Source organism: Streptomyces sp. NBC_01410, from assembly GCF_045040195.1.
Taxonomy (GTDB): Bacteria; Actinomycetota; Actinomycetes; order Streptomycetales; family Streptomycetaceae; genus Streptomyces.
The window spans coordinates 7,339,870-7,366,127 of sequence record NZ_CP109530.1 but is presented as its reverse complement, the minus strand read 5'-3'; the positions used below and the strand labels follow the sequence as shown (position 1 = coordinate 7,366,127).

The following is a 26,258-nucleotide window of genomic DNA, read 5'->3' as shown; positions in this document are numbered from 1 at the left end:
TGTCTCAGCCCGTGGACCGACGGCCTGCCGAGGGGTGCACGCCCGAGTGGTACTTGGGGAGCCGGATCGTGATCTTCATGCCCGCGCCGACGCCCGTCTCGACGACCAGTCCGTGATCGTCGCCGTACACCTGGCGCAGCCGCTCGTCGACATTGGACAGGCCGATGCCCGACGAGGCCGTCCGCTCCCCCGCGAGGATCCTCCGCAGCACGGCCGGGTCCATGCCCACGCCGTCGTCCTCGATGGTCACCATGGCCTCGGATCCGGCGTCCTGTGCCGCGATGGTGACGCGGCAGTCGTTCCTGGAGTCCTCCAGACCGTGTTTGACGGCGTTCTCGACGAGCGGCTGCAGACACAGGAACGGCAGGGTCACCGGCAGGACTTCGGGTGCCACCTGGAGCGTCACCTTGAGACGGTCCCCGAAGCGGGCACCGGCGAGCGCCAAGTACTGCTCGATGGAGCGCAGTTCGTCGGCGAGATTGGTGAAGTCGCCGTGCCTGCGGAAGGAGTAGCGGGTGAAGTCTGCGAATTCCAGGAGCAGTTCACGTGCGCGCTCGGGATCGGTGCGGACGAAGGAGGCGATCGCGGCGAGCGAGTTGAAGATGAAGTGCGGCGAAATCTGGGCGCGCAGTGCGCGGATCTCGGCCTCGATGAGCCGGGTGCGGGACCGGTCGAGCTCGGCGAGTTCCAGTTGTACGGAGACCCAGCGGGCCACTTCGGTCGCGGCCCGCACCAGGACGGCCGACTCCCGCGAGCCGTAGGCGACGAGCGCCCCGAGCACACCCTCCTCGCCGGTGAGCGGGGCGATCACGGCCCAGCGCAGGGGGCACTCCAGGTCCTCGCACTCGGTGTGGACGCTCTGGCTGCGCCCGGAGTCCAGCATGTCGGCGACGCGCACCATCACCCGTTGCTCGTGGTGGTCGGCGCCGGGACCGTCCCAGGCGAGCACGGATTCACGGTCGGTGAGGCACAGCGCCTCGGTGCCGAGCAGGGAGCGCAGCCGCCGGGCGGCCTTGCGTGCGGTGTCCTCGGTGAGGCCCGCGCGCAGCGGGGGCGCGGCGAGCGATGCGGTGTGCAGGGTGTGGAAGGTGGCGCGCTCGACGGGTGTGCCCAGGTCGAGGTCGGGTTTGGTGCCGCGCCGTGCGGTCAGTCTGCCGAGTGCGACACCGGCGGCGAGCAGGAGCGCTCCGGCCACGGCCAGTGCGGCCGTCGCAGTCCCGGTCATCGTTCCGCTCCTTCGGACTGCGGCCTGGCGACGAGGTCTTCCGGCAGATGCAGCCGCGCGAGGATGGCGGCGGCGCCGGGAGGTATGTGGCGCTGGGTGGCCAGGGACACCAGCACCATGGTCAGGAAGCCGACGGGTACCGACCACACTGCGGGCCACGCCATCAGGGTGTGCACCCACCCGGCCGGGGCGAGGCCCGCGCGGGTGGCCATCACCGCGGTGAGTGCCGAGCCGCCGCCGGCGACGAGCCCGGCGGCGGCGCCGGGCGGGGTGAGTCCGCGCCACCAGATGCCGAGCACGAGCAGCGGGCAGAAGGAGGATGCCGAGACGGCGAAGGCAAGCCCCACGGCGTCGGCGACCGGCACATTGGTCGCCATCACGCTCAGGGCCAGCGGCACCGCCATGGCGAGCAGGGTCGCGAGGCGGAAGTGCCGTACGCCGCGCGAGGGCAGCACGTCCTGGGTGATGACACCCGCGACGGACATGGTCAGTCCGGATGCGGTGGACAGGAACGCCGCGAACGCCCCGCCCGCGAGCAGCGCCCCGAGCAGGTCCCCGCCGATGCCGCCCACCATCCGCTCGGGCAGCACCAGCACGGCCGCGTCCGCGTCGCCGGTGAGCGAGAGTTCGGGGGCGTAGATCCGTCCGAGTGCGCCGTAGACGGGCGGCAGCAGATAGAAGGCGCCGACCAGCCCGAGGACGACGAGTGTGGTGCGCCGGGCGGCGCGCCCGTTGGGGCTGGTGTAGAAGCGGACTGCGACATGCGGGAGCCCCATCGTGCCGAGGAAGGTGGCGAGGATGAGTCCGTACGTCGCGTACAGGTGGTAGCCGTCCCTGCCGCCGGACAGCGGCTGGGACCAGCCGGCCGGATCGGAGCCGGAGGAGGCCCGCTGGGGCACCTCGGCGCCCTGCGGGAAGCCCAGGCTGGTCCCCGCCCCGATGCGGTGGGTGCCCCGGTCGAGGGTGACCTTCCCCTTCTCGTACGGGGTGTTGTCGATGTCTCCGGTGACGGTGAGGGTCAGCGGTTTGTCGAAGTCGACGCGGACGGTGTCGTCGATGCGCACGGTGGTGTGTTCGCGGAACAGGGCCGGTGCGTCGAAGCGGGCCCGCGGTGTGTCGTCACCGGCCCAGACCGCCAGGAGGAAGAGGGCGGGCACCAGCAGAGCGGTGAGCTTGAGCCAGTACTGGAAGGCCTGCACAAACGTGATGCTGCGCATGCCTCCCGCCGCGACGGCCCCCGTGACGACGAAGGCGACGACCACGCCGCCCACCCAGTCGGGTGCGCCGGTGAGGATCTCCAGCGTCAGTCCGGCGCCCTGGAGTTGGGGCAGAAGGTAGAGCCAGCCGATGCCGACGACGAAGAGGCTGGCGAGTCTGCGCACGGCCGCGGACTCGAGCCGCGCCTCGGCGAAGTCGGAGAGGGTGTACGCGCCCGAGCGGCGCAGCGGGGCGGCCACGAGGACCAGCAGGACGAGGTAGCCGGCGGTGTACCCGACGGGGTACCAGAGCATGTCGGGGCCCTGGAGGAGCACCAGTCCGGCTATGCCGAGGAAGGAGGCTGCGGAGAGGTACTCGCCGCTGATGGCGGCGGCGTTGAGACCGGGCTTCACGGTGCGCGACGCGACGTAGAAGTCGGAGGTGGTACGGGATATGCGCAGGCCGAGCGCGCCGATGAGCACGGTGGCCAGCACCACGACGGTGACGGCGGTCACCGCGTAGGTCTGGTTCATGTCCGGTCACCGACGCGCACGGTCAGCGGCCCTCGACAAGTCTGCTGAAGTCCTGCTCGTTGCGCTCGGCACGGCGTACGTACCAGCGGGCCGTCAGCCACATCACCGGGTAGACGGCCACGCCGAGCGCCACCCAGACGAACGGCTCGGGTGAGGAGAGGGTGCCGCCGAAGGCGGCCGGGAGCGCGAACAGCAGCGGCAGTGAGCCGACGAGCAGGGCGAGCGCCCCCAGTGCGTAGAGGGCGGCCCGCAGCTGGCTGCGCATCAGGGAGCGGACATAGGTGGCACCGAGTGTGGTCTGCTCGCTGATCTCGGACCGGGCGGGCGCGTGCCCCGGTGCACGCCGGGCGGCGCGGGGCACTCCGGTGACCACCTCGCGGCGGGGCTGTTGCTCTGCAGACATCGTCGTCCGCTCCAGCATCGGTAGGCGAACTGTCGGGAGCTGTGGAGTCTACGCAGGCCCGATTACCTGCGGTAGGGGTGTCTTGTGAATCAGACCAGGTCAGTGGCCGGTGCGCCGGCCGCAGTCGCTCAGCGCGATCTCCAGCTCGACATAGGACTCCTCGGCCCTGCGGAAGGCGACTTCGAGGGCCGCTTCCGCGCGCGGGCCGACAAGCCCCTGGGCCGACTCCTGGATCTCGTACAGCACATCCGCCCAGCGTCCCGCGGCGCTCTTGACCGTGGCGAGCAGGGCCTGGAGGTCATCAGCGCCGGCCACCCGGGTCGCGGGCAGGCTCCGGAGTTCCTCCAGCAGTGCTTCGATGTCGGACATCAGGCCCCTTCCCCGCTTGCCGGATCAAGGTTAGGCGGCGGCCGGGGGCGGCTGCGGCCGAATGGGAGACCGGTCGGTCAGCGGACGGCGCGCGTCGCCGTGCGGCTGCGACGGGTCGACGAGCGGCCGCCCACGGCCGCCGAACGGTCACACGTCCGCGTGTCAGCCCCTGGCGTGCCGCATCAGCAGATCGCGCAGCTGGCGGGCGTGACGGCGGCTGACGGCGAGCTCCGCGTCGCCCACCCGGACCGTGGTCGTCCCGGCGTCCAGGCGCAGTTCGTCGATGCGGGCGAGGGCGACGAGGTGGCTGCGGTGTATGCGTACGAAGCCACGGGAGGCCCAGCGCTCCTCCAGTGTGGACAGCGGGATGCGCACCAGATGACTGCCGTCCTTGGTGTGGAGGCGGGCGTAGTCGCCCTGGGCCTCGACATAGGCGATGTCGTCGATCGGTACGAACCGTGTGACACCGCCCAGTTCGACCGGTATCTGCTCGGGACCGGCGCTACTCCCGGCGGGGGTGTGCTGCGGAGCAGCCGCTGCGGTGTGCGGTACGGGGGTGTGCGCCGCATGGTCCTCCGGCGCGGGCCGCCGGGGCTCGCGCGCCGAGACGACCAGGTCACGGACCCGCCGTACGGCTTCTGCCAGCCGCTCCCTGCGCACGGGCTTGAGGACATAGTCGACGGCCTTGAGGTCGAATGCCTGGACGGCGAAGCCCTCGTGGGCCGTGACGAACACGATCAGCGGCGGGCGCGCGAACCCTGCGAGCAGCCGGGCGACATCGAGGCCCGTCAGCCCTGCCATGTGGATGTCCAGGAAGACGACATCGATGCCTTCCTCGCCGTCCGGGCCCGCCTCCAGCGCGCGGCTGATGCGGCGCAGTGCCTCGGTGGCGTCCGTGGCTCCCTCCGCGCTCCGGATCCGGGAGTCGGAACGCAGCAGGTAGAGCAGTTCCTCAAGTGCCGGTTTCTCGTCGTCGACAGCCAGTACGCGCAGCATGCTGCGGAGTGTAGGCGCGCCCGGACGGCGGGACTACGGGGTGTCGCCGCCGAGACCGCCGGGCAGGTCGGCGCCTGTCGCGTTGCGCTTGTGACACATGGGTTGAGCAGAGCGCGCACCTGATGCGTACTCCATGGCGACAGACCGCAACGAAGTCAGCACCGCAAGAGACGAATCGAGGACGCCATGAGCATGCAGCAGCGGCACCGGGACGTCGCCGCCTATGCGCTGGGCGTCCTGGAACCCGCGGACGCCTTCCGCTTCGAGGAGCACCTCGCCGAGTGCATGATGTGCACCGTACAGCTCTCGGACTTCACCTCGGTTGCCGCTTCGCTGGCCGAACTCGGGGGACCCGAGCGGGTCGAGGCCTCCCTGAGCCCGCGCCTGCTCGACCGGCTGACCGGCGAGGTCGCGGCGGAACGGCGGCGGGGCCGCAGACGCCGGCTTCAGCTGGTGGCGGCGGCCGCCGCGCTGATCGTGACCCTGCCGGTGGCGGCGGTCGCCCTCCGGGGCGGCGGCTCGGGACCGGCCGGCCAGCGGGTCGAGGCGACGGACGCCAAGACGGGCGTCACCGCGTCCGCGGCACTGCAGGACCGGCAGTGGGGCACCGCGGTCTCGCTGCATCTGTCCCAACTCAAAGGGCCGCGCACCTGCTCGCTGGTCGCCGTCGGCAAGAACGGCATCGAACACCCGGTCCTCAGCTGGGCGGTGCCGGAGGGCGGCTACGGGATCCCGGGGTCACCCGGGCACGAGGAGCCGCTGGACATCGAGGGCGGTACGGATCTGCCGAGCGGCGAGATCGCCCGCTGGGAGGTCCGCGCGGCCGACGGGCAGCCGCTGGTCACCCTCGGGGGGTAGCCTCTGTGCCGCCCGGCGCCGACAGCTCGCCTATTTGAGCAGGCGGGAGAGCCGGCGGTCGGCGAGCGGCTTGCCGCCGGTCTGGCAGGTGGGGCAGTACTGCAGCGAGGAGTCGCTGAAGGAGACCTCGCGGATGGTGTCGCCGCAGACGGGACACGGCCGACCGGTGCGGCCGTGAACGCGCAGGCCGCTCTTCTTCTCGGCCTTCAGCCGGCCCGCCGCCACTCCGCGGGAGCGCTCGACCGCCTCGGTCAGCGTGGCGCGCAGCGCCTCGTACAGGGCGGTGATCCCGGCCTCGTCGAGGTTCTGCACCGGTTTGAACGGGGACATCTTCGCGGCGTGCAGGATCTCGTCGCTGTAGGCGTTGCCGATGCCCGCGATCAGGCTCTGGTCGCGCAGGGCGCCCTTGACCTGCCGCCGTTCCCCGGCGAGGAGGGCGGCGAAGGCGTCGCGGTCGAAGCCGTCGGCGAGCGGATCGGGGCCGAGGCGTGCGATGCCCGGCACTTCGGCGGGGTCGTGCACGAGGTGGACGGCGAGGCGTTTGGTGGTGCCCGCCTCGGTCAGGTCGAAGCCGCCGCCGGATTCGAGGACGGTACGCAGGGCGAGCGGCCCCTTGCCGGGGCGCGGCGGAGCGGCCGGGAACTCGTCCTTCCACTGGAGCCAGCCCGCCCGGGCGAGATGGGCGACGAGATGGAGCCCGCCCGCGCTGATGTCGAGCCACTTCCCGTGCCGGTCGACGGCGGTGACCTCGGCGCCCTCGACGGCGGTCAGGGGCGGGTCGTACGTCTTGAGGACGCTGATCGCCAGTGGCAGGACGCGGACGATCCGCTGTCCCACGAGGTGATCGTCGAGGAACTCTCTCAGCGCTTCGACTTCGGGCAGCTCCGGCATGCATCCAGAGTGCCAAAGGCATCAGGGGGCCGCAGGTTCACGGCTCGCGCAGTCCGTAGACGCGGCGCGCGGTCCCGTCGAGACGGCGGTGCGCTCGCCCTCGCTCAGCCGATGGGTCAGAGCGGGGGCCGCGGCCACCACCTCGGCACAGCTCGCGGCGAGCCGGCAGACCGGCCGGTCGGAGCCGAACATCAGCCGGTCGGGGCCGAAGGCATCGAGGACGGATTCGGCGTACGGGCGGGCGATGGAGGGCCGAGCTGTCCGATCTATCGGCTGAGCGCGAGGAGTTCGTCGAGCTCCTCCCCCAGGCTGCGAGCGAGCCGGTCGAGGTCCGGAACGGCCTTGCCGTCGGCGACCAGGCCGGCATGCACCCGCCCGCCGTACGTCGACAGCGCGATCGCCAGGGACTGCCCGCGGGCGAGCGGCGCCATCGGGTAGATCTCCCGCAGCGGGCAGCCGCCCAGCGACAGGGCCGAGCGCGGCAGCGGCACGCTGGTCACCAGGACGTCGAACAGCATCCGGGCCGCCCCTCCGGCCAGGGGCGCGCCGAACCGGTGTGCCAGCGGCGGCAGTTGGTCGGCGAGTACGGTGAGCGCCCCGGCCCCGCGGGAGGGCCCGGCCGCCTTGTTGCGGTCCATGGCGCTGCGTACGCGATCCAGCCGTGAGCGCGGATCCGGGTCGCCGACCGGCAGTTCGAGCAGATACGCGGAGAACTTGTTGCCCGATCCGGGCGGGCTGCCCGGCCGGCGCCGGGAGACGGGCACCAGGGCACGCGGGCCGACGTCCGGCAGCGGCTCGCCGCGAGCCTCCAGCCAGCGACGCAACCCACCGGCGACGACGGCGAGCAGCACATCGTTGGCGGTCCCGCCCGCCGCTCTGCGGACGCGCTGGACGTCTTCGAGGTCGAGCACGGCGGTGCCGAGCCGCCGGGTGCCGCTGGAGCCGGCCGAGAGTGCGGGCACGCCGCGCGGGTCGAGCCTGCTGGCCCGTACGACCGAGGCGCCGACGCCGACGGCCCGGCCCAGCTCCTCGATACGGCCCCGGGCGAAACCGGCCACCTGCCGGGGGCCCGAGAGCCAGGACGTGGGCTGCACTGCCCGCGCCCGGCGGACACCGACGGTGCGGGCGTCGGCGATCTCGTCGAAGATCCCGGCCCCGATGGCGACCGCGCGCATACCGTCGGCCAGCGCGTGGTGGAGCTTGACCAGCACCGCGAACGGGCCGCCGGCCTCCCCGGTCAGCAGGTACATCTCCCAGGGCGGCAGGCCCCGTTCGAGCGGCCGCTCCATCAGCTCACCGGCGATCGAGACGGCCCCGGCGGCGAAGTCGCCGTCGGGGATGCGGATCTGATGCACATGCCGCCGTACGTCGAAGTCCTTGGCCACGGACCAGGCCGCACCGCCAACGGGCAGCAGGACGTCCCGTACGTGCATCCGCAGCCGGCGGATCGCCGCGGCGCGGGTGGCGAGCAGTTCGAGGACACCCTCTCCGCCCTGCCCTCCCGGGGCCGGGGCGAAGCAGGCGAGGGCGCCGAGATGCATCGGATGTCCGGCGGACTCGAGATGCCAGAACGCCAGGTCGAGGGGGGCAAGAAGCTCGCTGCTCAAAGGGGTCCTCTTGTCCTAGAAGTGTCCCGGAAGGCCACGGAATGCGAAGTCAACCGCCTGCGGTCGGTTACGGTCAAGTACGATCAGTTCACGGACAGTTAACAACAGGTAATCATCGGCGGCCCTGCCTGTCCGGAACGATGAATTCGCACCAGACACACTTGCCGGTGCCTCTCGATTCGACGCCCCAGGCCTCGGTCAGCCGGTCCACCAGCATCAGCCCGCGGCCCGAGACTCCCGACTCCCCCGCCTCGCGGCGGCGCGGCAGCGCGCTGGAACGGTCCTCGACCTCCACCCGCAGCCGCCGCTCGGGGCCCGCCAGCGCGCGCAGCGTCACGATCGCGCCTCCGTCGGTGTGCACCAGCGCGTTGGTGATCATCTCGTCCGCCGCGAGCTCGATCTCGTCCGACCGCTCGCGCGCGCCCCACGCCCGTACCGCCGCCCGGATCATGTGCCGGGCCGAGCGCAGCGCCTCCGGGTCGTTCTGCCCGACATGCTGCTGGAGCCGGCCGCCCGACTGCGAGGTGAACGCGCCCCTGCGGCGCAGCAGCAGGAGCGCCACGTCGTCCTCGCCGCCCCGCTCGTCCACCACCTCGCACAGGCGGTCGGCGAGCAGCTGCAGATCCCGCGGACCGGAGCGCACCAGCGAGGTCAGCAACTGCATGCCGTCGTCGAGGTCGATGCCGGGCTGTTCGACCAGCCCGTCGGTGCAGAGCACAAGGGTCTGTCCGGGATCCAGTTCGACGGTGCTGACGGGGTATTCGAGCCTGCCGAACTCCGCCGAGAGCCCCAGTGGCAGCCCGCCCTCCACAGGCAGCCTGCGGCAGTCGCCGTCGGTGTCCCGGATCAGCGGGTCGATATGCCCGGCGCGCACCAGCTGCACCACGCCGGTCGTGAGGTCCGCCTCCGCGTACATGCAGGTCGCGAAGCGTTCGGTGTCCAGCTCATGGAGGAAGACCGAGGCACGCGCCATCACGGTGGCCGGGGTGTGCCCCTCGGCCGCGTACGCCCGCAGGACGATCCGCAGCTGCCCCATCACCGCGGCCGCGTCGGTGTCGTGCCCCTGTACGTCGCCGATGACCGCGCCGACCCGTCCGCCGGGCAGCGCGATGATGTCGTACCAGTCGCCGCCGATGTCCCGGCCCAGCCGCGCGGAACGGTAGCGCACGGCGATCTGCGCCCCGGGCACGTAGGGGATCCGACGTGGCAGCATCGCCTGCTGCAGTCCCTCGGCGAGGTCGTGCTCCTGCTCGTACAGGACGGCGCGCTGCAGGCTCTGCGCGATGCTGCTGCCGAGCGCGACCAGCAGATTGCGCTCGTCGGGGGTGAAACCGGTCTTGTCGCTGTACAGCAGGCCGAGGGCCCCGATGGGGCGGGCCTGGGCGATCAGCGGCAGATAGGCGGCCGCGCTGATGTCGAGCCCTTTGATGTGCGGCCACAGCCGCGGGTAGGACTCGGCGAAGTCCTCTTCGGACTCGATGAAACGGGGCGCGAGGGTGCGGATCACCTCGCTCATCGGGTACTCCTCGTCGACGCGCGTGTAGCGCGTGCCGGGCACGAAGGAGCTCTCGGGACCTTCGGCGACGAGATGGATCCGGCCCGCCTCGAGCAGCCCCATGACCAGGCTGGTGGCTCCGAAGCGCTCCAGGCCGTGCGAGCCCTTCAGCACGTCGATGACGTCCTGGACGGTCCTGGCGTGGGCGAGGGCCGCGGTGGTGCTCTCCACGATGCTGGTCTGTCTGCGCCGGTCGCTGTCTGCCGCCACCCGCGCGGTGTACTGCGCGAGCTCTTCGGTGGCGTCGCGGATGATGCCGATGATGCGCAGCGGACGTCCGCTCTCGTCCCGGCGGACGGATGCCTGGGTGTGGGTCCAGCGCAGCTTTCCGTCACGGCGGCGGATGCGGAAGTACGCGCCGTAGCGATCGCTGCCCTTCTTGAGCGCCTGGGTCACCATCGAGTCCAGCCGGGCGGCCTCGTCCGCCGGCACCCGGCTCGAGAGACTTTCCGGGCGGCCGTCGTACTCCTCGGGTCGCAGATCGAACACCTCAAGAGCGGGCCTGTCCATATGCATGAGCCCGCTGACCAGGTCCCAGTCGAAGCTGCCCATCCGATTGAGGGTCAGGCTCAGATCCGAGTCGGCCGGCCAGTCGTCGGGAAGCGACAGGGCACCCGCTGCCCGATCAACCATGTCGCCACTCTGCCATCATTTGTCGGATTCTTCGACCGATTCGGACCGATCCGCTCAGCCCTGGAAGGTGTCCGGCTCCGCCGGTTCCTCGGAGGGCAGGAGCAGGTCCGGCTGGGACGGAGCGACCTCCTCGGAGGGCACATCGGGCTCGACGGGCGGGGGCAGCTGCTCATTGGGCATGTCCGGCACCGGTTCCACGGGCGGGTTCACCGGCTGCTCGGGCGGGGCGGGGCTGCTCGTACCGTCGCTCGGCCCGGTCGAGTCGCCCGGCTGTGTCGAGTCACCGGCTCCGGGCGGCTCGGTGAGCGGCGGGTAGGTGAAGATGTCGTCCGGGGTCACGGGCGGGAGCACATCGGGCCGCTTGTCCTCTTCGCCGTCGGTCCCGGCGTTCCGCTCGATCCAGGTGTTGTTGATGACGTTCACGATCACCAGGCTGTTGATGATCTGGACCGTGGGCTTGATGACGACCACCTTGTCGGGCCGGTAGCCGTCCCAGGACTGACCCGTGTGGAGCACGGCCCCCTTGACGGCGACCGGTGGCTTCAGCGGGTTTCCGCAGGCGCATCTGACCTTCGGTGCTCCGTGTCCGTCGACGAGGACCGCGGTCCCGGCCTGCAGCACGGCCTGGAAGCTGACGGCGGAGCCGGCGCGATAGCCGTGGTTGGTGACACGCGTGTCGGCGCGCAGGACGACCGGGGTGAGTCCTCGCAGATAGTCGGGGATGTCGGCCTGGGAGATGCCCGCGCCCCGGGCGAAGGCACGCGCCCTGGCCTGGTCGCCGCCCAGGAACATCGCCTGCTGCTCGACGTCGCAGCTGCCGATCGACTGGGTGCCGCCGTAGAGACCGGGCGTCGCGCCGGACAGCGTGCGCAGCGTGAGGCCCCTGGTGGGGCTCGGCTCGCTCGACGGTACGGGCGGCACAGGCGGGGGCGCACCCCCGGAGAGAGCGGTGGTGGCGGTGTACGGGTCCGGCCCCTGGGCCGCGGCCGGCTGGAGGAAGACCTCCCCCTGCCCGTCCGTCGCCGCGCTGCTGGCGCCGCCGCAGCCGGCGGCCAGGAGCGTGACGAAGAGCGCCGCGGCAACCGCGGCGTACCGACGACGTTTGGGTGGACGCACGAAGTTCTCCCGCCTCTTCACCCGCTGTGTTCCTTCGAGCCGATGTGATTCCTCCAAGTTCTGCCGGACTGCCGCCGCCCTCGCGACTTGAACGCGTTCAAGTTTGGCCCTAGTCTCTGAGCGCAGAGAGTTGAACACGTTCAAGCCTGGGGTGGGGTGCGCGATGTCCGTACTGGTCAACGTGATCGTGATGCTCGGCATGCTGGTGGTCGTGCCCGCCGGACTGCGCCTCATGGACGCCGCCGAGCTCGCGTCCATTCGGCGGATCTGGCCGGTGTTCGCGGTCCCGGGAGCGGTCGCGCTCTGGCTGCCGCGCTCGACGACGGCCGCCGTCCTCGCGGGCCTCTACGCACTCGGCACGCTCGCCCTCGCCGTGCAGGCCCCAGCCCGCACCCGCTCGCTCGCGCCGGCCGAGGTCGCACAACTCACCGCGCTCGTGACCCCGTCCGTCGCGGCGCTCGCACTCGTCGCGGAACGCGCCGGGTACGAGCTCTTCGGTTTCGGCCTGACGGTCCTCGCGCTCACCGTGCCGCACTTCCACTTCGCCGGATTCACCGCTGCCCTGGTGGCGGGCCTGGTCTGCCGCACAACGCCCGGAGCCGCCGGGCGCTTCGCCGCGCTGAGCGTGCCGCTGGGCACCCTGCTCGTCCTGGCCGGGTACTTCCTCGACGACTGGGCCGAACTGCTCGGGGCACTCGTACTGACCGCGGGCATGTGGACCGTGGCCCTGCTGACCTGGCGCGATGTCCGGGCCGGCGGACGCGACGGGGTCACCCGCACCCTGCTCGCCGTCTCGGCCGCAGTCCTCGTGGCGACGATGCTGCTGGCCCTGAGCTGGGCGCTCGGCGAGGCCACCGGCCTGCCCCACCCGAATCTCACCTGGATGGCCGCCACCCATGGCCTCGGCAACGCCCTCGGCTTCGCGCTCTGCTCGGTGCTCGCCTGGCGACGACTCAAGGAGACGACCGTATGAAGGACGACGGCATCAACAGCGTCCGCCCCGCCACCGGCCGCGGCCTCAGCTACCCCGAGGTGGGCGCCACCCGGCTCGGCCCGCTGCCCGACGGCTACCACCATCTCCACCACACCACCCGCATCGGCCGCGGCCGGGCCGTCTTCGACGCGGCCGGCGAGGCGGTCACCACCTGGCGGATGCACCGCACTTCGGGGGCACGGGTGCGCAGCGCGGCGGTTCGCGCCGAGCCCGGCGCCCGGCTCCAGGTCTCGCTCGGCGTGGGACCGCTGCGCATCGCCGCGCCGTGCGAGGTGATCTGGACGGCGTACGAGAGAAACCGCACCGGCTTCGCGTACGGCACGCTGGCCGGGCATCCCGAGCGCGGTGAGGAGTCCTTCGTCGTCGACATCCGCGACGACGGCTCGGTGTGGTTCACCGTCATGGCGTTCAGCCGCCCCGCCCGCTGGTACACCCGGCTCGCCGGCCCGCTCGTGCCCGTAGTGCAGAAGTGGTACGCCCGGCGGCTGGGTCACACCGTGCGGCGGCTTGCCGCGGACCGATACTGGAAGTGATGGAGTGGTTCACGGACAGCGACTACTGGCTCAGCCGGCTGGTCTTCCAGCGGGCACTGGCCGCCGTGTATCTGGTCGCCTTTCTCACCGCCGCGCTGCAGTTCCGGGCGCTGATCGGCGAGCGGGGCATGCTGCCGGTGCCCGCGTACGTACGCCGGGTACCGATGCGGCGCGCGCCGAGCCTGTTCCAACTGCGCTACTCCGACCGGCTCTTCGCACTCTGCGCCTGGTGCGGGGCGCTGCTCTCGGCGGGCCTGGTCGCGGGCGCCGCCGACGACATCCCGCTCCCGGTCGCGATGCTGTGGTGGGCGGCGCTGTGGGTGCTCTATCTGTCGATCGTGAACGTCGGTCAGACCTGGTACGGCTTCGGCTGGGAGTCGCTGCTGCTGGAGGTCGGCTTTCTCGCCGTCTTCCTCGGCAATGAGCGCACGGGCCCCCCGGTGCTCGTGCTGTGGCTGCTGCGCTGGGTGCTGTTCCGGGTGGAGTTCGGCGCGGGACTGATCAAGATCCGGGGCGACCAGTGCTGGCGCGATCTGACCTGTCTCTACTACCACCACGAGACCCAGCCGATGCCGGGCCCGCTGAGCTGGTTCTTCCACCGTCTGCCCAGGCCCTTCCACCGGGTGGAGGTGGCGGCCAACCATGTGACCCAACTCTTCGTGCCCGTCCTGCTGTTCACCCCGCAGCCGATCGCGAGCGGAGCCGCCGCGATCATTGTGCTGACCCAGCTGTGGCTGGTGCTCTCGGGCAACTTCTCCTGGCTGAACTGGATCACGATCGTCCTCGCCATGTCCGTCGTGGACGGCTCCCTGATCGCCGATCCGCACGCGCTGCCCGGCTCCCCGCTCTGGTACGAAGTCGTGGTCATCGCCTTCAGCGCGCTGCTGCTCGGCCTGAGTTACCGCCCGGCCCGCAATCTCCTCTCCCGGCGGCAGTCGATGAACCGCTCCTACGACCCCTTCCACCTGGTCAACGCCTACGGCGCGTTCGGCACGGTGGGGCGGGTGCGCTTCGAGCTGGTGGTCGAGGGCACGGACGAGAGGACGATCCACCCGGGCACGGTCTGGCGGGAGTACGGCTTCAAGGGCAAGCCCGGTGATGTGCGGAGGCTGCCGCGCCAGTACGCCCCGTACCATCTGCGGCTCGACTGGATGATGTGGTTCGCCGCGCTCTCCCCCGCCTATGCCCAGCCCTGGTTCGGCCCCTTCATGGAGCGGCTCCTCGACGGCGACCGGGACACCCTGCGGCTGCTGAGCCGCAATCCTTTCCCGGACGCCCCGCCCGCGTACGTCCGCGCCAGGCTGTACCACTACCGGTACACGACCTGGCGCGAACTGCGGGACACGGGCGCCTGGTGGCACCGGACCTATGTGCGCGAATTCCTCAGACCGACCAGGCTGCTGTGAACACCCGGGCGATCGCCTCGCCGTTGACCTTGAGCAGCGGCTCGCACCGGCTCTCTGACCGTCCGTGCCCCCTGCCTGTGGAGGCAGGGGGCACGGGGGCGAAACGGTCCGCTCAGTCGATGCTGGGCAGGATATGCGGCTCGGCGAGGTCTTCCTCGTAGCCGGCCAGCCGGATCGGGGCCGATCGGGCCCACACTTCGAGACTGCCGAGTTCTTCGGACCGAGTGGTCCGTTCGCCGCTGCGTTCTTGCGGGCGCTTCTCGTGCTTCTTCACTTCTGATGTCACCGCGCACTCCTCTGTGTCGCGTAACTGGGACAGGGCAGTTCGGGTCGCGGTGGCGCCGTTACTCGGGCGGGACCGCAGCCTGGTTGCAGACTTGTCCCAGGACGGTCAAGGGAGTTTCGTGGATCCCTTGGTGGCGTCCGTTCACCCCAGGGTAACCATATGAGCGGCCCCCTGCTCGATGGGGCCTGTAAATCTCCTGTAAAACCAACCCAATTCCGGCCAACGATCTACCTCTGTGCGGGGCTTCGCGGGACCGTACGCGGATGATTTCCGGGCGGGCAGAGGCCGCCTCGAAGGCAGAACGGCCCTGGTGACGGGGGCTTCAGGGGTTTCGGTCGCGCCGTCGCCGGGGCACTGACCGCGGCCGGGGCGAAGGTGATGGTCACGGCCCGGACACGGATGGAGTAACAGAGGCCGTGGCCGGGCTGCGGAAGTCGGGGCGCACAGTCGGCTGCGCGGGCAGCGTCAGCAAGGCAGCCATGTTGCACCTCACCCAGCAGCTCACGGGCGAACTCGCCCCGGGTGTACGCGTGAACGCTGTCTCACCCGGGCCGGTCCCCACCGAAATGGCCCGTTTTGTCTGGGAGAGCCCTACCAGTTCGCCGGAGCGTAGTCCTTGAGGAAGCAGCCGTAGAGGTCCTCGCCGTCCTCGCCGCGCACGATGGGGTCGTAGACGCGGGCCGCGCCGTCGACCAGGTCGAGCGGGGCGTGGAAGCCCTCGTCGGCCAGGCGCATCTTGTCCGGATGCGGGCGCTCGTCGGTGATCCAGCCGGTGTCCACGGCGGTCATCAGGATGCCGTCGGTCTCGAACATCTCCTGGGCACTGGTGCGGGTGAGCATGTTCAGCGCGGCCTTGGCCATGTTGGTGTGCGGATGGCCGGCGCCCTTGTAGCCGCGGCTGAAGACGCCCTCCATCGCGGAGACGTTCACCACATAGGTGCGCTTGCCCCGCGAGGCGGCCATGACCGGGCGGAGCCGGCTGATCAGGATGAAGGGCGCGGTGGAGTTGCACAGCTGCACTTCGAGCAGCTCGACCGGGTCCACTTCGGAGACCGTCTGGATCCAGCTGTTGGTGTCGTGCAGATCGGGGACGAGACCGCCGGCGTCGATGGCGGTGCCCGCGGCGATGCGCTCCAGTGAGGCCGAGCCGCTGACAAGTGCCAGCTCCGTGACGTCCTGGGCGCTCAGGCCCTCGCCCGCGCCGGAGGGCAGTGCGGCCACGGAATCCACGGCGCCGCTGCCGAAGGTGCCGATGACCTGGGCGGGCGGCAGCTCGCCGGCGGGCAGCGGCGCGGACTCTGCGGCGACCAGTTCGCTGTAGGCCCCCGGGGAGCGGCGTACGGTCTGGGCGGCGTTGTTGATCAGGATGTCCAGCGGGCCTTCGGCGGCCACCGAGTCGGCGAGCGCGACGACCTGGGCGGGGTCACGCAGATCGATGCCGACGATCTTGAGGCGGTGGATCCACTCGTCGCTGTCCGGCATCGCCTTGAAGCGGCGGATCGCGTCGTTGGGGAAGCGGGTGGTGATGGTGGTGTGGGCACCGTCACGCAGCAGTCGCAGCGCGATGTACATGCCGATCTTGGCCCGGCCGCCGGTGAGAAGGGCGCGCTTGCCGGTCAGATCCGTGCGGGCGTCACGGCGTGCGCGGTTCTCGGCCGCGCACTTCTGGCACAGCTGGTGGTAGAAGGCGTCGACCTCGACATAGCGGGCCTTGCAGATGTAGCAGGACCGGGGGCGCTGGAGTATCCCCGCGATCTCGCCGCTGACCGAGGAGGACGGCAGCAGACCTTCGGTCTCGTCGTCGATGCGCTCGGCGGAACCGGTCGCGGTGGCCTCGGTGACCGCCTTGTCGTGGGCGGTCTTGGCGGCCCGGCGCTCCTGGCGGCGGCGCTGCTTCACGGTGCGGTAGATGCCCGCGGTGGCGCGGCGCACCATGATCGCGTCGGGGTGGTCGACGTCCAGCTTGTCGAGCTCGTCGAGCACGCTGAGGCAGACGGCCAGGCGCTCCGGGTCGATGCCCGGGCCGAACGCCGGGCTGTCCTCTGTCACCGTCATTGCCTTTGCCGTTCCTCAGTCACTCGTACGCAGTGGTTTTCAAAAGCGCAACTTTACTGAGCAAAAGGGTGACGACAAAATCCCGTGACCGGCGGCTTCGGGACAGGACCTCGCCCGCGGACCCAGGTCCGCGGGCGAAGGCCCCTGCGAGTTCCCGACCGGGTCACGCGAACAGGCCGGTCAGCCACGCCCGCCAGGCGTCCTCGTTCTTCCCCGCGTCCGCGCCGCTCGCGAAGTCGTGCACGCTGACGCCGACCGGCGCACCGAAGTGATTGCGGCCGAAGACGCGGTACATCGCCTCGTCCGTGCGCAGCCCGACGAAGTACGGGTTGCGGTAGTCGAGGACCGCGTCGACCGCTCCGGCGCCCGGCACCTCGACCCGTACGGTCGCGCCCTCGGCGGCGTCGTCCGGCAGCCCGAGTCCGCGGCTGACGACCTCCAGGGCGCCCGGGGCGTTCGACGCGGCGGGAGCGTCCAGGGTGGTGAAGGTGACCGCCCGGCCGGTGAAGTGCTTCAAGTACTGCCGCAGGGTGTGCAGATAGAAGTCCGTGTGCTTGCTCGCACCGTCGTACTGGTTGTCCCAGTCGTCGACGAAGATGCCGCTGTGCACGTAGCGCACCCAGGAGCCGCCGCCCTCACGAGGCTCGATGACATGGTCGAGCTGGTTGTAGGTCTGCTGGGGAATGTCCTCCACGTTCTCGGTGCGCCCGGTCAGCCGGCGGGGCGGATCCCATGCGGTGACGGTGCTGCCGAAGGGACCGGCGCCGCCCTTCTTGGGCTCGTACTCCAAGGGCCACAGCCAGCCTCCCGTGCCGGAGGTGATCGCCTCCCAGACTTCTTCGGGGCTTGCGTCGACCTCGAACTCGCGGACGATCTCGAACTCTTTGGACATGGTGACTCCCGGTACTCAGGCGCTCTCGGGCGCATTCTCAATGGCGGGGACGGCGGGTGGTGTTTTCACCGTGGGGTGGAGGGCGACGACGATGCGGTGCTCTCGGCCGCCCGGCGCGTCCTGGTCGTGGTACTTGGCGATCAGCGCGCCGACGCCCTGCGTCAGCTCCTCCACGAACGCGGCCCGGTCGGCCGCCGAGGCGAAGCGCACCTCGCCGTCGAGGGCGTAGGTGGCGAGCCGTTTACGGGCCTTGGCGGCGCCCGTGATCAGCGTGCCGACGTCGCGCACGAGCCGCGCGGCGACCGCGAGCATCCAGCGGGCGGAGAGCTGGTCGCGGAAGCGGCCCGGGTCGGGCTGCACGGCGGCCAGGGCGAGCGGCGAGATGACATAGGAAGCCGCGGTGGCCCGCATCAGCCGCTCGGTGACATTGCCCTTCCTGCGCTCGCCGGCGAGCTCGACCAGGCCGTGCCGCTCCAGTGCCTTGAGGTGGTAGTTCACCTTCTGGCGGGGCAGCCCGACCCGGGCGGCCAGCATGGCCGCCGAGGCTGGACCGGCGGCGAGCTCGGCGAGCAGCCGGGAGCGCATGGGGTCCAGCGAGACGGCGGCAGCCGCCGAGTCCTCGATCACGGTCACGTCCAACATGTCTTCACTCTCTCACCGACAACTTTTTTTGTCCAGACTCATTTCATTGTCGGCGAGCGATGATGGCGGGACGCAGGGACCTGTGCCGCGAGCGCGGCTTCGACGCCGCATGACCGCCGCATGTCGGTGGGCCTCAAGAACGACCTTCCCCAAGTCGCCCAGCTGGTGGGGGACTTCGGCCTGGCCTCAAGTACGCGCTGCCGGTCGACAAGTTCTGCGGGCGCGCCCGCCAAAACTGGGGCTCAGCTTCATGCGCAAGAAGCTCGACCTGGGGGGTGTGGCGTCAGCCGTGCTGAGGTGGCGGCCTTGAGGATCTGGTCCTCAGTACGCGGCGAGCACAGCCTGGACGGTCTTGCCGCCCCCGGGTCCACCCCGTACCGCGAAGTGCTGCGACAGCTCGCGCACCATCACGATGCCCCGTCCGCCCTCGTCCAGGTCCAGCGGCGAGCACAGCCGCGGGTGTACCGGACTGGCGTCCTCCACCTCGACGGTGACCAGCCCCGGGTCGACGTGCAGCCGCAGCCGGCAGCTGCTCCTGCCGTGCCGGGTGGCGTTGGTGACCAGCTCGGACACGACCAGGGTCGCGTCCTCCACCTGGTCGCCGGACAGCTTCTCGCCGCAGCCCCGGGTGAGGTAGGCCGTCGTCAGGTGACGTGCCCAGCGGGCGGAGTTCTCTGCCTGGGGCAGGAGATACGTCGCGCATGCGGCGCGCCGACGAGAGCGTCCGTGCGCACGCATGTCATCACTCCGTTTCCGATCGGAACCAGCCAGGAATGCCATGTGGGGCTTTTGTCCGCGGTCCAAGCGCAACGACAGGCCCCTCACCCCAGTGATTCCCGCGGGGGGTGATCGGCAATCGGCCATGGCGCCGCGATGCGGCTTCAGAGCACCGGTCGGCCCTTGCCCAGCGCGATGACTCCGTTCTTGGAGACGGTGTAAAGCTCCTGGTCACGCTCGGGATTGACACCGATCGTCGCGCCGGGCGGGACATCGACGTTCTTGTCGAGAATCGAGCCGCGCACCACCGCTCCCCGACCGATACGCACGTTGTCGTGGAGGACCGAGCCCTGCACCACCGCTCCCTCCCCCACCGTCACACCCGGCGAGAGGACGGAGCGGGTGACCTGTCCGCGGACGATGCAGCCCGGGCTGACGACGGACTCGCTCGCGATGCCGGCGCCGATGAACCGGGCCGGCGGAAGCTGCCCGGGGTGGGTGTAGATGGGCCAGCGGCGGTTGTCGAGGTCGAAGACCGGGCGGTCCGAAATCAGATCCATATGCGCTTCGTAGTACGTGTCGAGCGTGCCCACATCGCGCCAGTAACCGTGCTCCCGGGCGCTCTCACCGGGCACATGGTTCTCATCGAAGTCGTAGAGCTGCGCCATACCCCGCTCGGTGAGCATCGGCAGGATCGAGCCGCCCATGTCATGGACGGAGTGCGGGTCCTCCGCGTCCCGGTGGAGTGCGTCGACGAGGACCTTGGTGGTGAAGAGATAGTTGCCCATGGAGGCGAAGACCCGGCCGGGGTCGCCGGGCAGCCCGGGCGGGTCGGCGGGCTTCTCCAGGAACCTCTCGACGCGGGAGCCGTCGGATGCGGGGGTGATGATCCCGAACGAGGACGCCTCGGAGCGCGGCACCTTGATCCCGGCGACCGTCACGCCCGCGCCGCCCTCGACGTGCTGCTTCAGCATCTGCCGCGGGTCCATCCGGTACACATGGTCCGCGCCGAACACCGCTATGTAGTCCGGCCGTTCGTCGTTGACGAGGTTGAGGGACTGCAGAATCGCGTCCGCGCTGCCGAGATACCAGCGCCGTCCGAGCCGCTGCTGCGCCGGGACCGGCGTGACGTAGTTGCCGAGCAGGCTCGACATCCGCCAGGTGGTGGTCACATGGCGGTCCAGGGAGTGGGATTTGTACTGCGTGAGCACACAGATCCGCAGGATGTCGCCGTTGACCAGGCTGGAGAGCACGAAGTCGACGAGCCGGTACATGCCGCCGAAGGTCACCGCCGGTTTCGCGCGGTCGGCGGTCAGCGGCATCAGCCGTTTGCCCTCCCCTCCGGCCAGTACGATTCCGAGCACCGAAGGTCCACCGCGCATCGCCGCCCCTCTCTGCATGCCGTGTCCGCTACTCCTGCTTGAGCAACTCCTCGTACACCTCGTACGTGCGCCGGGCCACCTGGTCCCAGCCGAACTCGCGCACCGCGCGCTCGCGTCCGGCGGCGCCCATCCTGGCGGCCTGTCCGGCGTCGTCGAGTAGTCGGTTCACGGACTGGGTGAGACCCGACTCGAAGGCTTCGGGACGATCGGCGTCGTACGGCACGAGCAGCCCGGTGCGTCCGTCGTCCACCACCTCGGGGATGCCGCCGACCGCGGACGCGACGACTGCCGTGCCGCAGGCCATGGCCTCCAGATTGACGATGCCCAGCGGCTCGTACACGGACGGGCAGATGAACACGGTCGCGTGGCTGAGGAGTTGGATGACCTGGGGTCGCGGCAGCATCTCGGGAATCCAGTGCACGCCGTCGCGTACCTGCTCCAACTCGTCGACGAGCTGCCGGAATTCACGGCCGATCTCCGGCGTGTCCGGGGTGCCCGCGCAGAGCACCAACTGGGTTCCGGGATCGAACGAGCGGGCGGCGCGCAGCAGATGCGGAACGCCCTTCTGGCGGGTGATGCGCCCGACGAATAGGGCGAAGGGCCGGTCCGGGTCGAGGCCGATGCGCTCCAGGACGTCCGTGTCGGCGTCGGGGCGGTACATACGGGTGTCGATGCCGTTGTGGACGACGCGCACGCGGTCCGGGTCGAGGGCCGGATAGCAGGCGAGGATGTCGGCGCGCATGCCGTGGGAGACGGCGATCACGGCGTCGGCTGCCTCGATCGCGGTGCGCTCGGCCCAGCTGGACAGCGCGTAGCCGCCGCCGAGTTGTTCGGCCTTCCAGGGGCGCAGCGGTTCGAGCGAGTGGGCGGTCATCACATGCGGGACGCCGTAGAGCAGCTTGGCGAGATGGCCGGCGAGGCCGGCGTACCAGGTGTGGGAGTGGACCAGTTCGCGGCCCTGCAGCTCGGCGGCCATCGCCAGGTCCACGGAGAAGGTGCGCAGGGCGTCGTTGGCGTTCTCAAGTCCCGCGAGTGCCTGGTGGCGCAGGACACCTTCGGCCTCACCTTCGCCCCAGCAGTGCACTTCCAGATCGGCCAGGGCTCTCAACTCGCGGACCAGGAACTCCACATGGACCCCGGCGCCCCCGTAGACGTCCGGCGGATATTCGCGCGTGAGCAGTCCCACCTTCACGGAGTCTCACCTCGCGAGGGCGGTCGGCTCAGCCCCCATGGCCTGTCTCTCTGCCGGGGGTCCGGGGGTGGTCCCCCGGGAAGACACAGCACCTCATGATGGTCACTCAGATGCGGCGTGCGGGGAAGAGCACGGCCAGGATCACTCCGCTTCTGTCGCCTTCACCGCATCGTGCCGTGCTGCGGCGGGCGGTCGAAGACGCAGTCGCCGCAGAGCCCGCCGCCGGGGCAGCGGTAGTAGAGGCAGCAGGTCCGCCGCCGCATGGCGGGACCTTCGACCGTGCCGGACAGATCGGGGTGGGCGAAGAGCCCGGCGGCGAGGGCCGAGGCCCGCTCGGCGACGTCCGTCCGGCCACCGCGCCCGGCCCAGGCACGCAGTTCGCGCACCGCTCCGGCGAGCGCGGAGCCCGCGTTGCCCCACAGCAGCTGCCGTGAGATGCGGGTGTCGCCGGTGAGTGCGTCGGCAAGCGGTACGAGATGGCCGTACTGGACCACCTCGCGAACCGTGGCCGCGCTGGCGGGCACGGTCCGGGTGGCTGTCAGACAGAGATCGTCGGGTGCGCCGAGCCGCGGGTCCCAGTGCAGCCGGGTGGGGTCGAGATCGGGGAGCTCGCCGTGCAGCGCGGCACATCCGAGCGCCACCGACCACAGGCGGGCAGCGAACCCGAGGTGCGCGACGGAGGCAGCTACCCGCCGCTCGGGGGTGCGCAGCCGTGCGGCGACCGTGTCGACCCGGGCGGTCAGGGGTGCCGTGTCGCCCGCGTACAGCCGGGCCAGCGGCATATGCCCATCGCCAGGCTCGCCGGTCCGCAGGGCGAAGAAACCGCCCACGGACGCCACCTCGTCGAGATCCACACCCACGTTTCCGTCCCTGGTGTCAGCTTCTTGTCAGCCCTGCCGCGGCGCCTGGCCGCCTGCGTCACGGTAGCGATAGCGTCGGCTGTCCCCCTGCGCGCTGACCTGCCCACCCGTCGCAAGGGGGACTTTTGACCTAGGCTCGTACTACGTCGGCAGTACGTCCAAGTGCCTGCTCAAGGACGACGACGCGAACGCTGAAGAGGGAGATCGTGGTCTCTATGAGTTCCCTCGCGCTGGCCGTGGTGCTGTCACTGGTCTCCGCGGTCGCATATGCGGCCGGGGCGATCATGCAGGAGCATGTCGCCGCCACCACCTCGGCCCGGCCGTACGCCCCGCTGCACCACGCCGCGTGGTGGGTCGCCGTCGCCCTCAACGGCCTCGGCGCCCTCCTGCACGTCGCGGCGCTGGCGTACGGGCCGCTGAGCGTGGTCCAGCCGCTCGGAGCGCTGACGATCGTCTTCGCCCTGCCGATGGCCGCGCTGTTCGTACGGCGCAGGGCGGGCGCGGCCGCCTGGCGCGGCGCGATCATCACCACGGCCGGGCTCGCCGGACTGCTGGCGCTGACCGGAACATCCGCATCCCAGTCGCTGGACGGCGGGCAGCGCGGACTGCTCGCCGGTGCGACCTTCGGCGGGGTGGCGCTGCTCTTCCTGGTCGCCCAGACCGTGAACCGGCCGATCATCCGCAGTGTGCTGCTCGCCGCCGCGGCGGGTGTGGCCTTCGGCATCGCCTCGGTGTTCACCAAGACCGTCGCGGTGGACTGGACGTGGTCGGCACCGCTCGACCAGTGGCCGAGCCTGGTGGCGATCGCCGTCCTGGCCTGCGGCGGGCTGCTGCTGTCTCAGTCCTCGTACCACGGCGCGGGCCTCGCGGCCCCGCTGGCCACCGTCACGGTCGTCAATCCGGTGATCGCGGCAGCCGTCGGCCTCACGATGTTCGGCGAGACCTTCCGGTACGGCATGGTGGGAACGGTGTTCGCGCTGGCCTTCGGGGCTGTGGCGGCGGGCGGGCTGATCCTGCTGACAACGGAACGGATCAAGGCCACGAGTACGGAAGCGGAAGCCCCGGCTCAGGCAGAGCCCCCGGCGCAGATACGCGCGGCGGAGGCGCCCTCGCGACAGACGGCGCGCCACGCAGAGCCGCGGGTGCTCCACGCGGACGGTGCGCCGCGGCCCTCGGACCGGCGGGTGCTGTCCTCAGACGCTGACGCCGCCGGACCTGAGGTAGGCGAGGGGATCGATGTCGGACCCGTATCCGGGCCCTGTACGCACTTCGAAATGCAGATGCGGCCCTGAGGAGTTGCCGGTCGAGCCCGAGCGCGCGATCCGCTGACCGCTGCTGACCTGCTGGCCCGAGCGCACAGTGAGCGCCGACAGATGCGCGTACTGGCTGTACCTGCCGTCCGTGTGCCGGATGACGACCTGGTAGCCGTACGCACCGCCCCAGCCGGCCGAGACGACGCGGCCGGAGGCGACGGCCTTCACCGAGGTGCCGGTGGGGACCGGGAAGTCGACGCCCGTGTGGTAGCCGCTGGCCCAGGCGGAGCCCGGCTTGCCGTACCGCGTGCCGACGCTCGCCTCGACGGGGGCGCTGAATCCGCTCTTGTGCGCGGGCTTGGTCGCGTGCGTCTGCTTGGGGGCCTGCTGTTTCGGCTGGGCCTTGGGCTTCGGTGCCTGCCTCTTCGGTGCCTGCTGCTTGGGGGCCTGCTGTTCGGCGGCCTGCTGCTTCGGCTGAGCCGTGGGCTTCGGCTGAGCCGTGGGCTTCTGCTGGGCCGTCGGCTTCGGCTTGCCGGGCACCTCGACGCGGAGGATCAGCTTCTGGCCGGGGAAGATCAGGTCGGGGTCGCTGCCGATGACGGTGCGGTTCTGCGCGTACAGGCGCTGCCAGCCGCCGGCGACGTCCTCCGAGTCCGCGATCTTGGAGAGCGAGTCGCCGCGGGCCACCGTGTAGCCCTCACGGTGCGTGGGCACGGTGGTCGGCGTGGCCTTGCGGGGTGCGGTCTTCCGCTCGCTGTGCGTCTGTAAGCCCCTGGCCGGTGCGATGTCGGGGGCGTCGCCGCCACGGGTGAGACCCGCGCGGGCGGAGCAGGCGGGCCATGCCCTCGGGCCCTGGCCCTTGAGTACCTTCTCGGCGATGGCTATCTGCTGGTCCTTGCTGGCCAGATCCGCGCGCGGGGCATAGTGCCTGCCGCCGTACGCCTCCCAGGTGGACTGGGTGAACTGAAGCCCGCCGTAGTAGCCGTTGCCGGTGTTGATCTTCCAGTTGTTGGTGGACTCGCAGGCCGCGACCTTCTCCCAGACATCCACGGACGCGGCATGCGTCGTGCCCGCGCCGATGAGCGGCAGGGCCATGCCCGCACCGCCCGCGGTGACGGTGAGGGAAGCACGGTTGATACGGCTCGGCTGGTATCGGCGGTGCCGACCGGTTGCGCCCATGGTGAGACTCCCCCACTGCCATGTAGGTCACGCATGCAGTCACGTCGCAAGCGGTCAACTTAGGTGCTTGGCCCGGACCATGACAAGGGTTCAGGCCCGGCGCACTGTTGCCGGGCGGCTGCCACCGCGCGCCAGGAAGTCGGCCAGCGGAAGCGTCGCAGCCCCGACCGTGACCGCGTCCGGGCCGAGCCGTCCCAGCTCGATGGTGGTGCGGTCGGCCGCGTGCCGCAGGGCGTACTCCCCCGCGTACCGGCGCACTTCGGGAAGCAGATGCGGGCCGATGAGCAGTCCCGCCCAGCCGCCGATCAGGATCCGTTCGGGCCGGAAGAGATTGATCAGGTCCGCCACGGCCGCGCCCAGGTACTCGGCGGTGTCGTCGAGGAGGGAGAGCGCCACCGGGTCGGGCTTCGGTCCCTCCTCGCCGGGGAAGGCCGCGGCCAGCAGGGCGGCGAGCGCGGTCTCGTCGTCGGCGTCGGCGGGGAGCGGTCCGCCGGCCTCCTGCCACCGTTCGCGCAGCGCTTCGGCCCCCGCGTACGCCTCCAGGCAGCCGAGAGAGCCGCAGCGGCAGCGCCGTCCCCGGATCTGTACGGTCGTATGGCCCCATTCGAGGGCGCTGCTGCGGGCGTTCTCGTCGGGGGTGGCGGCATGCACGACACAGGCGCCGACTCCTGAGCCGATGAGGGCGACGGCGGCCTCGCGGGAGCCGCGCCCGCCGCCGAACCACATCTCGGCCTGGCCCAGCGTCTTGGCGCCGTTGTCGATGAACACCGGGACTTCCGCGGGCAGTTCGACGGCGTCCCGGAGCAGTTTCTCGAGCGGCACGGCGCTCCAGCCGATGGTCTGGCCGTGCACGATCGCGCCGGTCGCTCCGGCACCGGTGTCCTGCTCGATGATGCCGGGGACACCGATCCCGATGCCGAGCAGCCTGTCGGCACCGACGCCCGCCTCGTCCAGGACATCGGCGATGCCGGTACGGACATGGGCGACGATGCGCTCGACGTCGTAGCCGTGCTGGGCCAACAGTCGTTCGGTGCGGGCGAGTTCGGTGAGCGAGAGGTCGAAGAGCTCGACGCGCACGCGGGTCTCGCCGATGTCGATGCCGATCAGCAGGCCGCTGGTGGGGGTGACGCGGAGCAGGGTGCGCGGGCGGCCGCCGTCGGAGTCGACCACTCCGGCTTCTTCGAGCACCCCTTCGGCAACGAGTTCCGCGACGACGTTGCTGATGGAACCTGAACTCAGCCCCGTGGCCGGCCCCAGCTCCTGGCGGCTCAACGGGCCGTCGAAATACAACCGTTGCAGAACCCGCGCGCGGTTGCCCCGCCGCAGGTCACGCACTGTCCGTCTGTTGCGCTCCGCCATGGTGCTCCTTCCCTGGAGGGAACATACCCCGGTCACAGACCTTGACGCGCCCTTCTCTCACCTCTTAAATCACGGCATAAATTAAGTCATGGAGGCCGTTCGGGAACCGAACGCAGCCACCCCCG

The 26,258-nt window shown here is 70.8% G+C and carries 24 protein-coding genes and 2 pseudogenes; 6 read left to right on the top strand and 20 right to left on the bottom strand.

All coding sequences use genetic code 11. The features are described 5' to 3' along the window. Positions 1-4 precede the first annotated feature (4 nt). From OG741_RS33735 to OG741_RS33715, 5 genes are all read right to left on the bottom strand, one after another. The gene (locus OG741_RS33735) at positions 5-1,225 is read right to left on the bottom strand and encodes a sensor histidine kinase (RefSeq protein ID WP_405603981.1); all 1,221 of its coding nucleotides are present in this window, start codon (positions 1,223-1,225) and stop codon (positions 5-7) included. Next, on the bottom strand, positions 1,222-2,955 hold the full coding sequence (locus OG741_RS33730) for a cation acetate symporter (RefSeq protein ID WP_405603979.1): 1,734 nt from the start codon (positions 2,953-2,955) through the stop codon (positions 1,222-1,224). Before OG741_RS33730 ends, OG741_RS33735 begins: the two co-directional genes overlap by 4 nt. A gap of 22 nt (positions 2,956-2,977) precedes the next feature. After that, positions 2,978-3,358 carry a hypothetical protein gene (locus OG741_RS33725; RefSeq protein WP_405603977.1) on the bottom strand — a complete coding sequence of 127 codons (381 nt, stop codon included), beginning with the start codon at positions 3,356-3,358 and terminating at the stop codon, positions 2,978-2,980. Between the two features lie 99 nt (positions 3,359-3,457). Beyond that, entirely contained in the window at positions 3,458-3,727 is a 270-nt protein-coding gene (locus OG741_RS33720; RefSeq protein WP_405603975.1) for a hypothetical protein, read from the bottom strand. Positions 3,728-3,889: 162 nt separating this feature from the next. Continuing rightward, positions 3,890-4,723 carry a LytR/AlgR family response regulator transcription factor gene (locus OG741_RS33715; RefSeq protein ID WP_405603973.1) on the bottom strand — a complete coding sequence of 278 codons (834 nt, stop codon included), beginning with the start codon at positions 4,721-4,723 and terminating at the stop codon, positions 3,890-3,892. A 186-nt stretch (positions 4,724-4,909) separates the two neighbouring features. Between OG741_RS33715 and OG741_RS33710 the strand changes: the two genes are divergently transcribed. Beyond that, positions 4,910-5,581: an anti-sigma factor family protein gene (locus OG741_RS33710; protein WP_405603971.1), complete on the top strand. Its 672-nt coding sequence runs from the start codon at positions 4,910-4,912 to the stop codon at positions 5,579-5,581. Between the two features lie 30 nt (positions 5,582-5,611). Here the strand turns inward: OG741_RS33710 and OG741_RS33705 are convergent, their stop codons facing one another. The 5 genes and pseudogenes from OG741_RS33705 to OG741_RS33685 form a co-directional block, all read right to left on the bottom strand. After that, positions 5,612-6,472: an Fpg/Nei family DNA glycosylase gene (locus tag OG741_RS33705; RefSeq protein ID WP_405603969.1), complete on the bottom strand. Its 861-nt coding sequence runs from the start codon at positions 6,470-6,472 to the stop codon at positions 5,612-5,614. 37 nt (positions 6,473-6,509) lie between these two features. After that, positions 6,510-6,712 (bottom strand): annotated as a pseudogene (locus OG741_RS33700) (amidohydrolase family protein); the annotation flags it as partial. Positions 6,713-6,738: 26 nt separating this feature from the next. Then, a complete protein-coding gene (locus tag OG741_RS33695) occupies positions 6,739-8,079 on the bottom strand; it encodes a wax ester/triacylglycerol synthase family O-acyltransferase (RefSeq protein WP_405603967.1) in 1,341 nt (446 codons plus the stop codon). A gap of 112 nt (positions 8,080-8,191) precedes the next feature. Continuing rightward, positions 8,192-10,267 carry a SpoIIE family protein phosphatase gene (locus tag OG741_RS33690; RefSeq protein ID WP_405603965.1) on the bottom strand — a complete coding sequence of 692 codons (2,076 nt, stop codon included), beginning with the start codon at positions 10,265-10,267 and terminating at the stop codon, positions 8,192-8,194. A 54-nt stretch (positions 10,268-10,321) separates the two neighbouring features. After that, positions 10,322-11,383 (bottom strand): DUF6777 domain-containing protein, encoded by a 1,062-nt coding sequence (locus tag OG741_RS33685; RefSeq protein WP_405603963.1) that lies wholly within the window; start codon positions 11,381-11,383, stop codon positions 10,322-10,324. A gap of 163 nt (positions 11,384-11,546) precedes the next feature. Between OG741_RS33685 and OG741_RS33680 the strand changes: the two genes are divergently transcribed. From OG741_RS33680 to OG741_RS33670, 3 genes are read left to right on the top strand one after another with little or no spacing between them, the layout of a single operon-like run. Continuing rightward, the gene (locus tag OG741_RS33680) at positions 11,547-12,356 is read left to right on the top strand and encodes a YndJ family protein (RefSeq protein WP_405603961.1); all 810 of its coding nucleotides are present in this window, start codon (positions 11,547-11,549) and stop codon (positions 12,354-12,356) included. Continuing rightward, positions 12,353-12,910, top strand: a complete 558-nt coding sequence (locus OG741_RS33675; RefSeq protein WP_405603959.1) for a DUF1990 family protein — start codon at positions 12,353-12,355, stop codon at positions 12,908-12,910. The genes OG741_RS33680 and OG741_RS33675 overlap by 4 nt, the downstream gene beginning before the upstream one ends. After that, positions 12,910-14,316 (top strand): lipase maturation factor family protein, encoded by a 1,407-nt coding sequence (locus tag OG741_RS33670; RefSeq protein WP_405603957.1) that lies wholly within the window; start codon positions 12,910-12,912, stop codon positions 14,314-14,316. The genes OG741_RS33675 and OG741_RS33670 overlap by 1 nt, the downstream gene beginning before the upstream one ends. 112 nt (positions 14,317-14,428) lie before the next feature. Here OG741_RS33670 and OG741_RS33665 read toward each other — a convergent pair whose 3' ends face one another. Beyond that, on the bottom strand, positions 14,429-14,602 hold the full coding sequence (locus OG741_RS33665) for a hypothetical protein (RefSeq protein ID WP_186356859.1): 174 nt from the start codon (positions 14,600-14,602) through the stop codon (positions 14,429-14,431). Positions 14,603-15,039: 437 nt separating this feature from the next. On the opposite strand from OG741_RS33665, the pseudogene OG741_RS33660 reads away from it, so the two are divergent. Then, a pseudogene (locus OG741_RS33660) lies at positions 15,040-15,189 on the top strand (SDR family oxidoreductase); the annotation flags it as partial. Positions 15,190-15,193: 4 nt separating this feature from the next. Here OG741_RS33660 and OG741_RS33655 read toward each other — a convergent pair. The 7 genes from OG741_RS33655 to OG741_RS33625 all read right to left on the bottom strand — a co-directional run bounded on the left by OG741_RS33655 (position 15,194) and on the right by OG741_RS33625 (position 22,336). After that, positions 15,194-16,657 (bottom strand): SDR family NAD(P)-dependent oxidoreductase, encoded by a 1,464-nt coding sequence (locus tag OG741_RS33655; RefSeq protein ID WP_405603955.1) that lies wholly within the window; start codon positions 16,655-16,657, stop codon positions 15,194-15,196. 163 nt (positions 16,658-16,820) lie between these two features. Continuing rightward, positions 16,821-17,549, bottom strand: a complete 729-nt coding sequence (locus OG741_RS33650; protein WP_405603953.1) for an SRPBCC domain-containing protein — start codon at positions 17,547-17,549, stop codon at positions 16,821-16,823. Positions 17,550-17,564: 15 nt separating this feature from the next. Next, the gene (locus OG741_RS33645; RefSeq protein WP_405603951.1) at positions 17,565-18,191 is read right to left on the bottom strand and encodes an ArsR/SmtB family transcription factor; all 627 of its coding nucleotides are present in this window, start codon (positions 18,189-18,191) and stop codon (positions 17,565-17,567) included. 321 nt (positions 18,192-18,512) lie between these two features. Beyond that, on the bottom strand, positions 18,513-18,929 hold the full coding sequence (locus OG741_RS33640; protein WP_405603949.1) for an ATP-binding protein: 417 nt from the start codon (positions 18,927-18,929) through the stop codon (positions 18,513-18,515). Between the two features lie 143 nt (positions 18,930-19,072). After that, the gene (gene glgC / locus OG741_RS33635; RefSeq protein ID WP_405603947.1) at positions 19,073-20,290 is read right to left on the bottom strand and encodes a glucose-1-phosphate adenylyltransferase; all 1,218 of its coding nucleotides are present in this window, start codon (positions 20,288-20,290) and stop codon (positions 19,073-19,075) included. 28 nt (positions 20,291-20,318) lie between these two features. After that, positions 20,319-21,482 carry a glycogen synthase gene (gene glgA, locus OG741_RS33630; protein WP_405603945.1) on the bottom strand — a complete coding sequence of 388 codons (1,164 nt, stop codon included), beginning with the start codon at positions 21,480-21,482 and terminating at the stop codon, positions 20,319-20,321. 161 nt (positions 21,483-21,643) lie between these two features. Beyond that, complete coding sequence (locus tag OG741_RS33625; protein ID WP_405605914.1) at positions 21,644-22,336, bottom strand: (2Fe-2S)-binding protein; 693 nt, start codon at positions 22,334-22,336, stop codon at positions 21,644-21,646. 221 nt (positions 22,337-22,557) lie between these two features. On the opposite strand from OG741_RS33625, the gene OG741_RS33620 reads away from it, so the two are divergent. Then, the gene (locus OG741_RS33620; RefSeq protein WP_405603943.1) at positions 22,558-23,634 is read left to right on the top strand and encodes a DMT family transporter; all 1,077 of its coding nucleotides are present in this window, start codon (positions 22,558-22,560) and stop codon (positions 23,632-23,634) included. Here OG741_RS33620 and OG741_RS33615 read toward each other — a convergent pair. Both OG741_RS33615 and OG741_RS33610 read right to left on the bottom strand, forming a co-directional pair. Further along, positions 23,536-24,774, bottom strand: coding sequence for a transglycosylase family protein (locus tag OG741_RS33615; protein WP_405603941.1), 1,239 nt, complete (start codon positions 24,772-24,774; stop codon positions 23,536-23,538). The two genes, OG741_RS33620 and OG741_RS33615, sit on opposite strands and share 99 nt — an antisense overlap. Positions 24,775-24,864: 90 nt before the next feature. Next, complete coding sequence (locus OG741_RS33610; RefSeq protein WP_405603939.1) at positions 24,865-26,133, bottom strand: ROK family protein; 1,269 nt, start codon at positions 26,131-26,133, stop codon at positions 24,865-24,867. Positions 26,134-26,258: the final 125 nt, after the last annotated feature.

Excerpts from the sequence above, each read along its gene's own strand:
- OG741_RS33735 (WP_405603981.1), bottom strand. The coding sequence starts at position 1,225 with ATGACCGGGACTGCGACGGCCGCACTGGCCGTGGCCGGAGCGCTCCTG.
- OG741_RS33730 (WP_405603979.1), bottom strand. The coding sequence starts at position 2,955 with ATGAACCAGACCTACGCGGTGACCGCCGTCACCGTCGTGGTGCTGGCC.
- OG741_RS33725 (WP_405603977.1), bottom strand. The coding sequence starts at position 3,358 with ATGTCTGCAGAGCAACAGCCCCGCCGCGAGGTGGTCACCGGAGTGCCC.
- OG741_RS33720 (WP_405603975.1), bottom strand. The coding sequence starts at position 3,727 with ATGTCCGACATCGAAGCACTGCTGGAGGAACTCCGGAGCCTGCCCGCG.
- OG741_RS33715 (WP_405603973.1), bottom strand. The coding sequence starts at position 4,723 with ATGCTGCGCGTACTGGCTGTCGACGACGAGAAACCGGCACTTGAGGAA.
- OG741_RS33710 (WP_405603971.1), top strand. The coding sequence starts at position 4,910 with ATGAGCATGCAGCAGCGGCACCGGGACGTCGCCGCCTATGCGCTGGGC.
- OG741_RS33705 (WP_405603969.1), bottom strand. The coding sequence starts at position 6,472 with ATGCCGGAGCTGCCCGAAGTCGAAGCGCTGAGAGAGTTCCTCGACGAT.
- OG741_RS33690 (WP_405603965.1), bottom strand. The coding sequence starts at position 10,267 with ATGGTTGATCGGGCAGCGGGTGCCCTGTCGCTTCCCGACGACTGGCCG.
- OG741_RS33680 (WP_405603961.1), top strand. The coding sequence starts at position 11,547 with ATGTCCGTACTGGTCAACGTGATCGTGATGCTCGGCATGCTGGTGGTC.
- OG741_RS33675 (WP_405603959.1), top strand. The coding sequence starts at position 12,353 with ATGAAGGACGACGGCATCAACAGCGTCCGCCCCGCCACCGGCCGCGGC.
- OG741_RS33670 (WP_405603957.1), top strand. The coding sequence starts at position 12,910 with ATGGAGTGGTTCACGGACAGCGACTACTGGCTCAGCCGGCTGGTCTTC.
- OG741_RS33655 (WP_405603955.1), bottom strand. The coding sequence starts at position 16,657 with ATGACGGTGACAGAGGACAGCCCGGCGTTCGGCCCGGGCATCGACCCG.
- OG741_RS33650 (WP_405603953.1), bottom strand. The coding sequence starts at position 17,549 with ATGTCCAAAGAGTTCGAGATCGTCCGCGAGTTCGAGGTCGACGCAAGC.
- OG741_RS33645 (WP_405603951.1), bottom strand. The coding sequence starts at position 18,191 with ATGTTGGACGTGACCGTGATCGAGGACTCGGCGGCTGCCGCCGTCTCG.
- OG741_RS33640 (WP_405603949.1), bottom strand. The coding sequence starts at position 18,929 with ATGCGTGCGCACGGACGCTCTCGTCGGCGCGCCGCATGCGCGACGTAT.
- glgC (WP_405603947.1), bottom strand. The coding sequence starts at position 20,290 with ATGCGCGGTGGACCTTCGGTGCTCGGAATCGTACTGGCCGGAGGGGAG.
- OG741_RS33620 (WP_405603943.1), top strand. The coding sequence starts at position 22,558 with ATGAGTTCCCTCGCGCTGGCCGTGGTGCTGTCACTGGTCTCCGCGGTC.
- OG741_RS33615 (WP_405603941.1), bottom strand. The coding sequence starts at position 24,774 with ATGGGCGCAACCGGTCGGCACCGCCGATACCAGCCGAGCCGTATCAAC.
- OG741_RS33610 (WP_405603939.1), bottom strand. The coding sequence starts at position 26,133 with ATGGCGGAGCGCAACAGACGGACAGTGCGTGACCTGCGGCGGGGCAAC.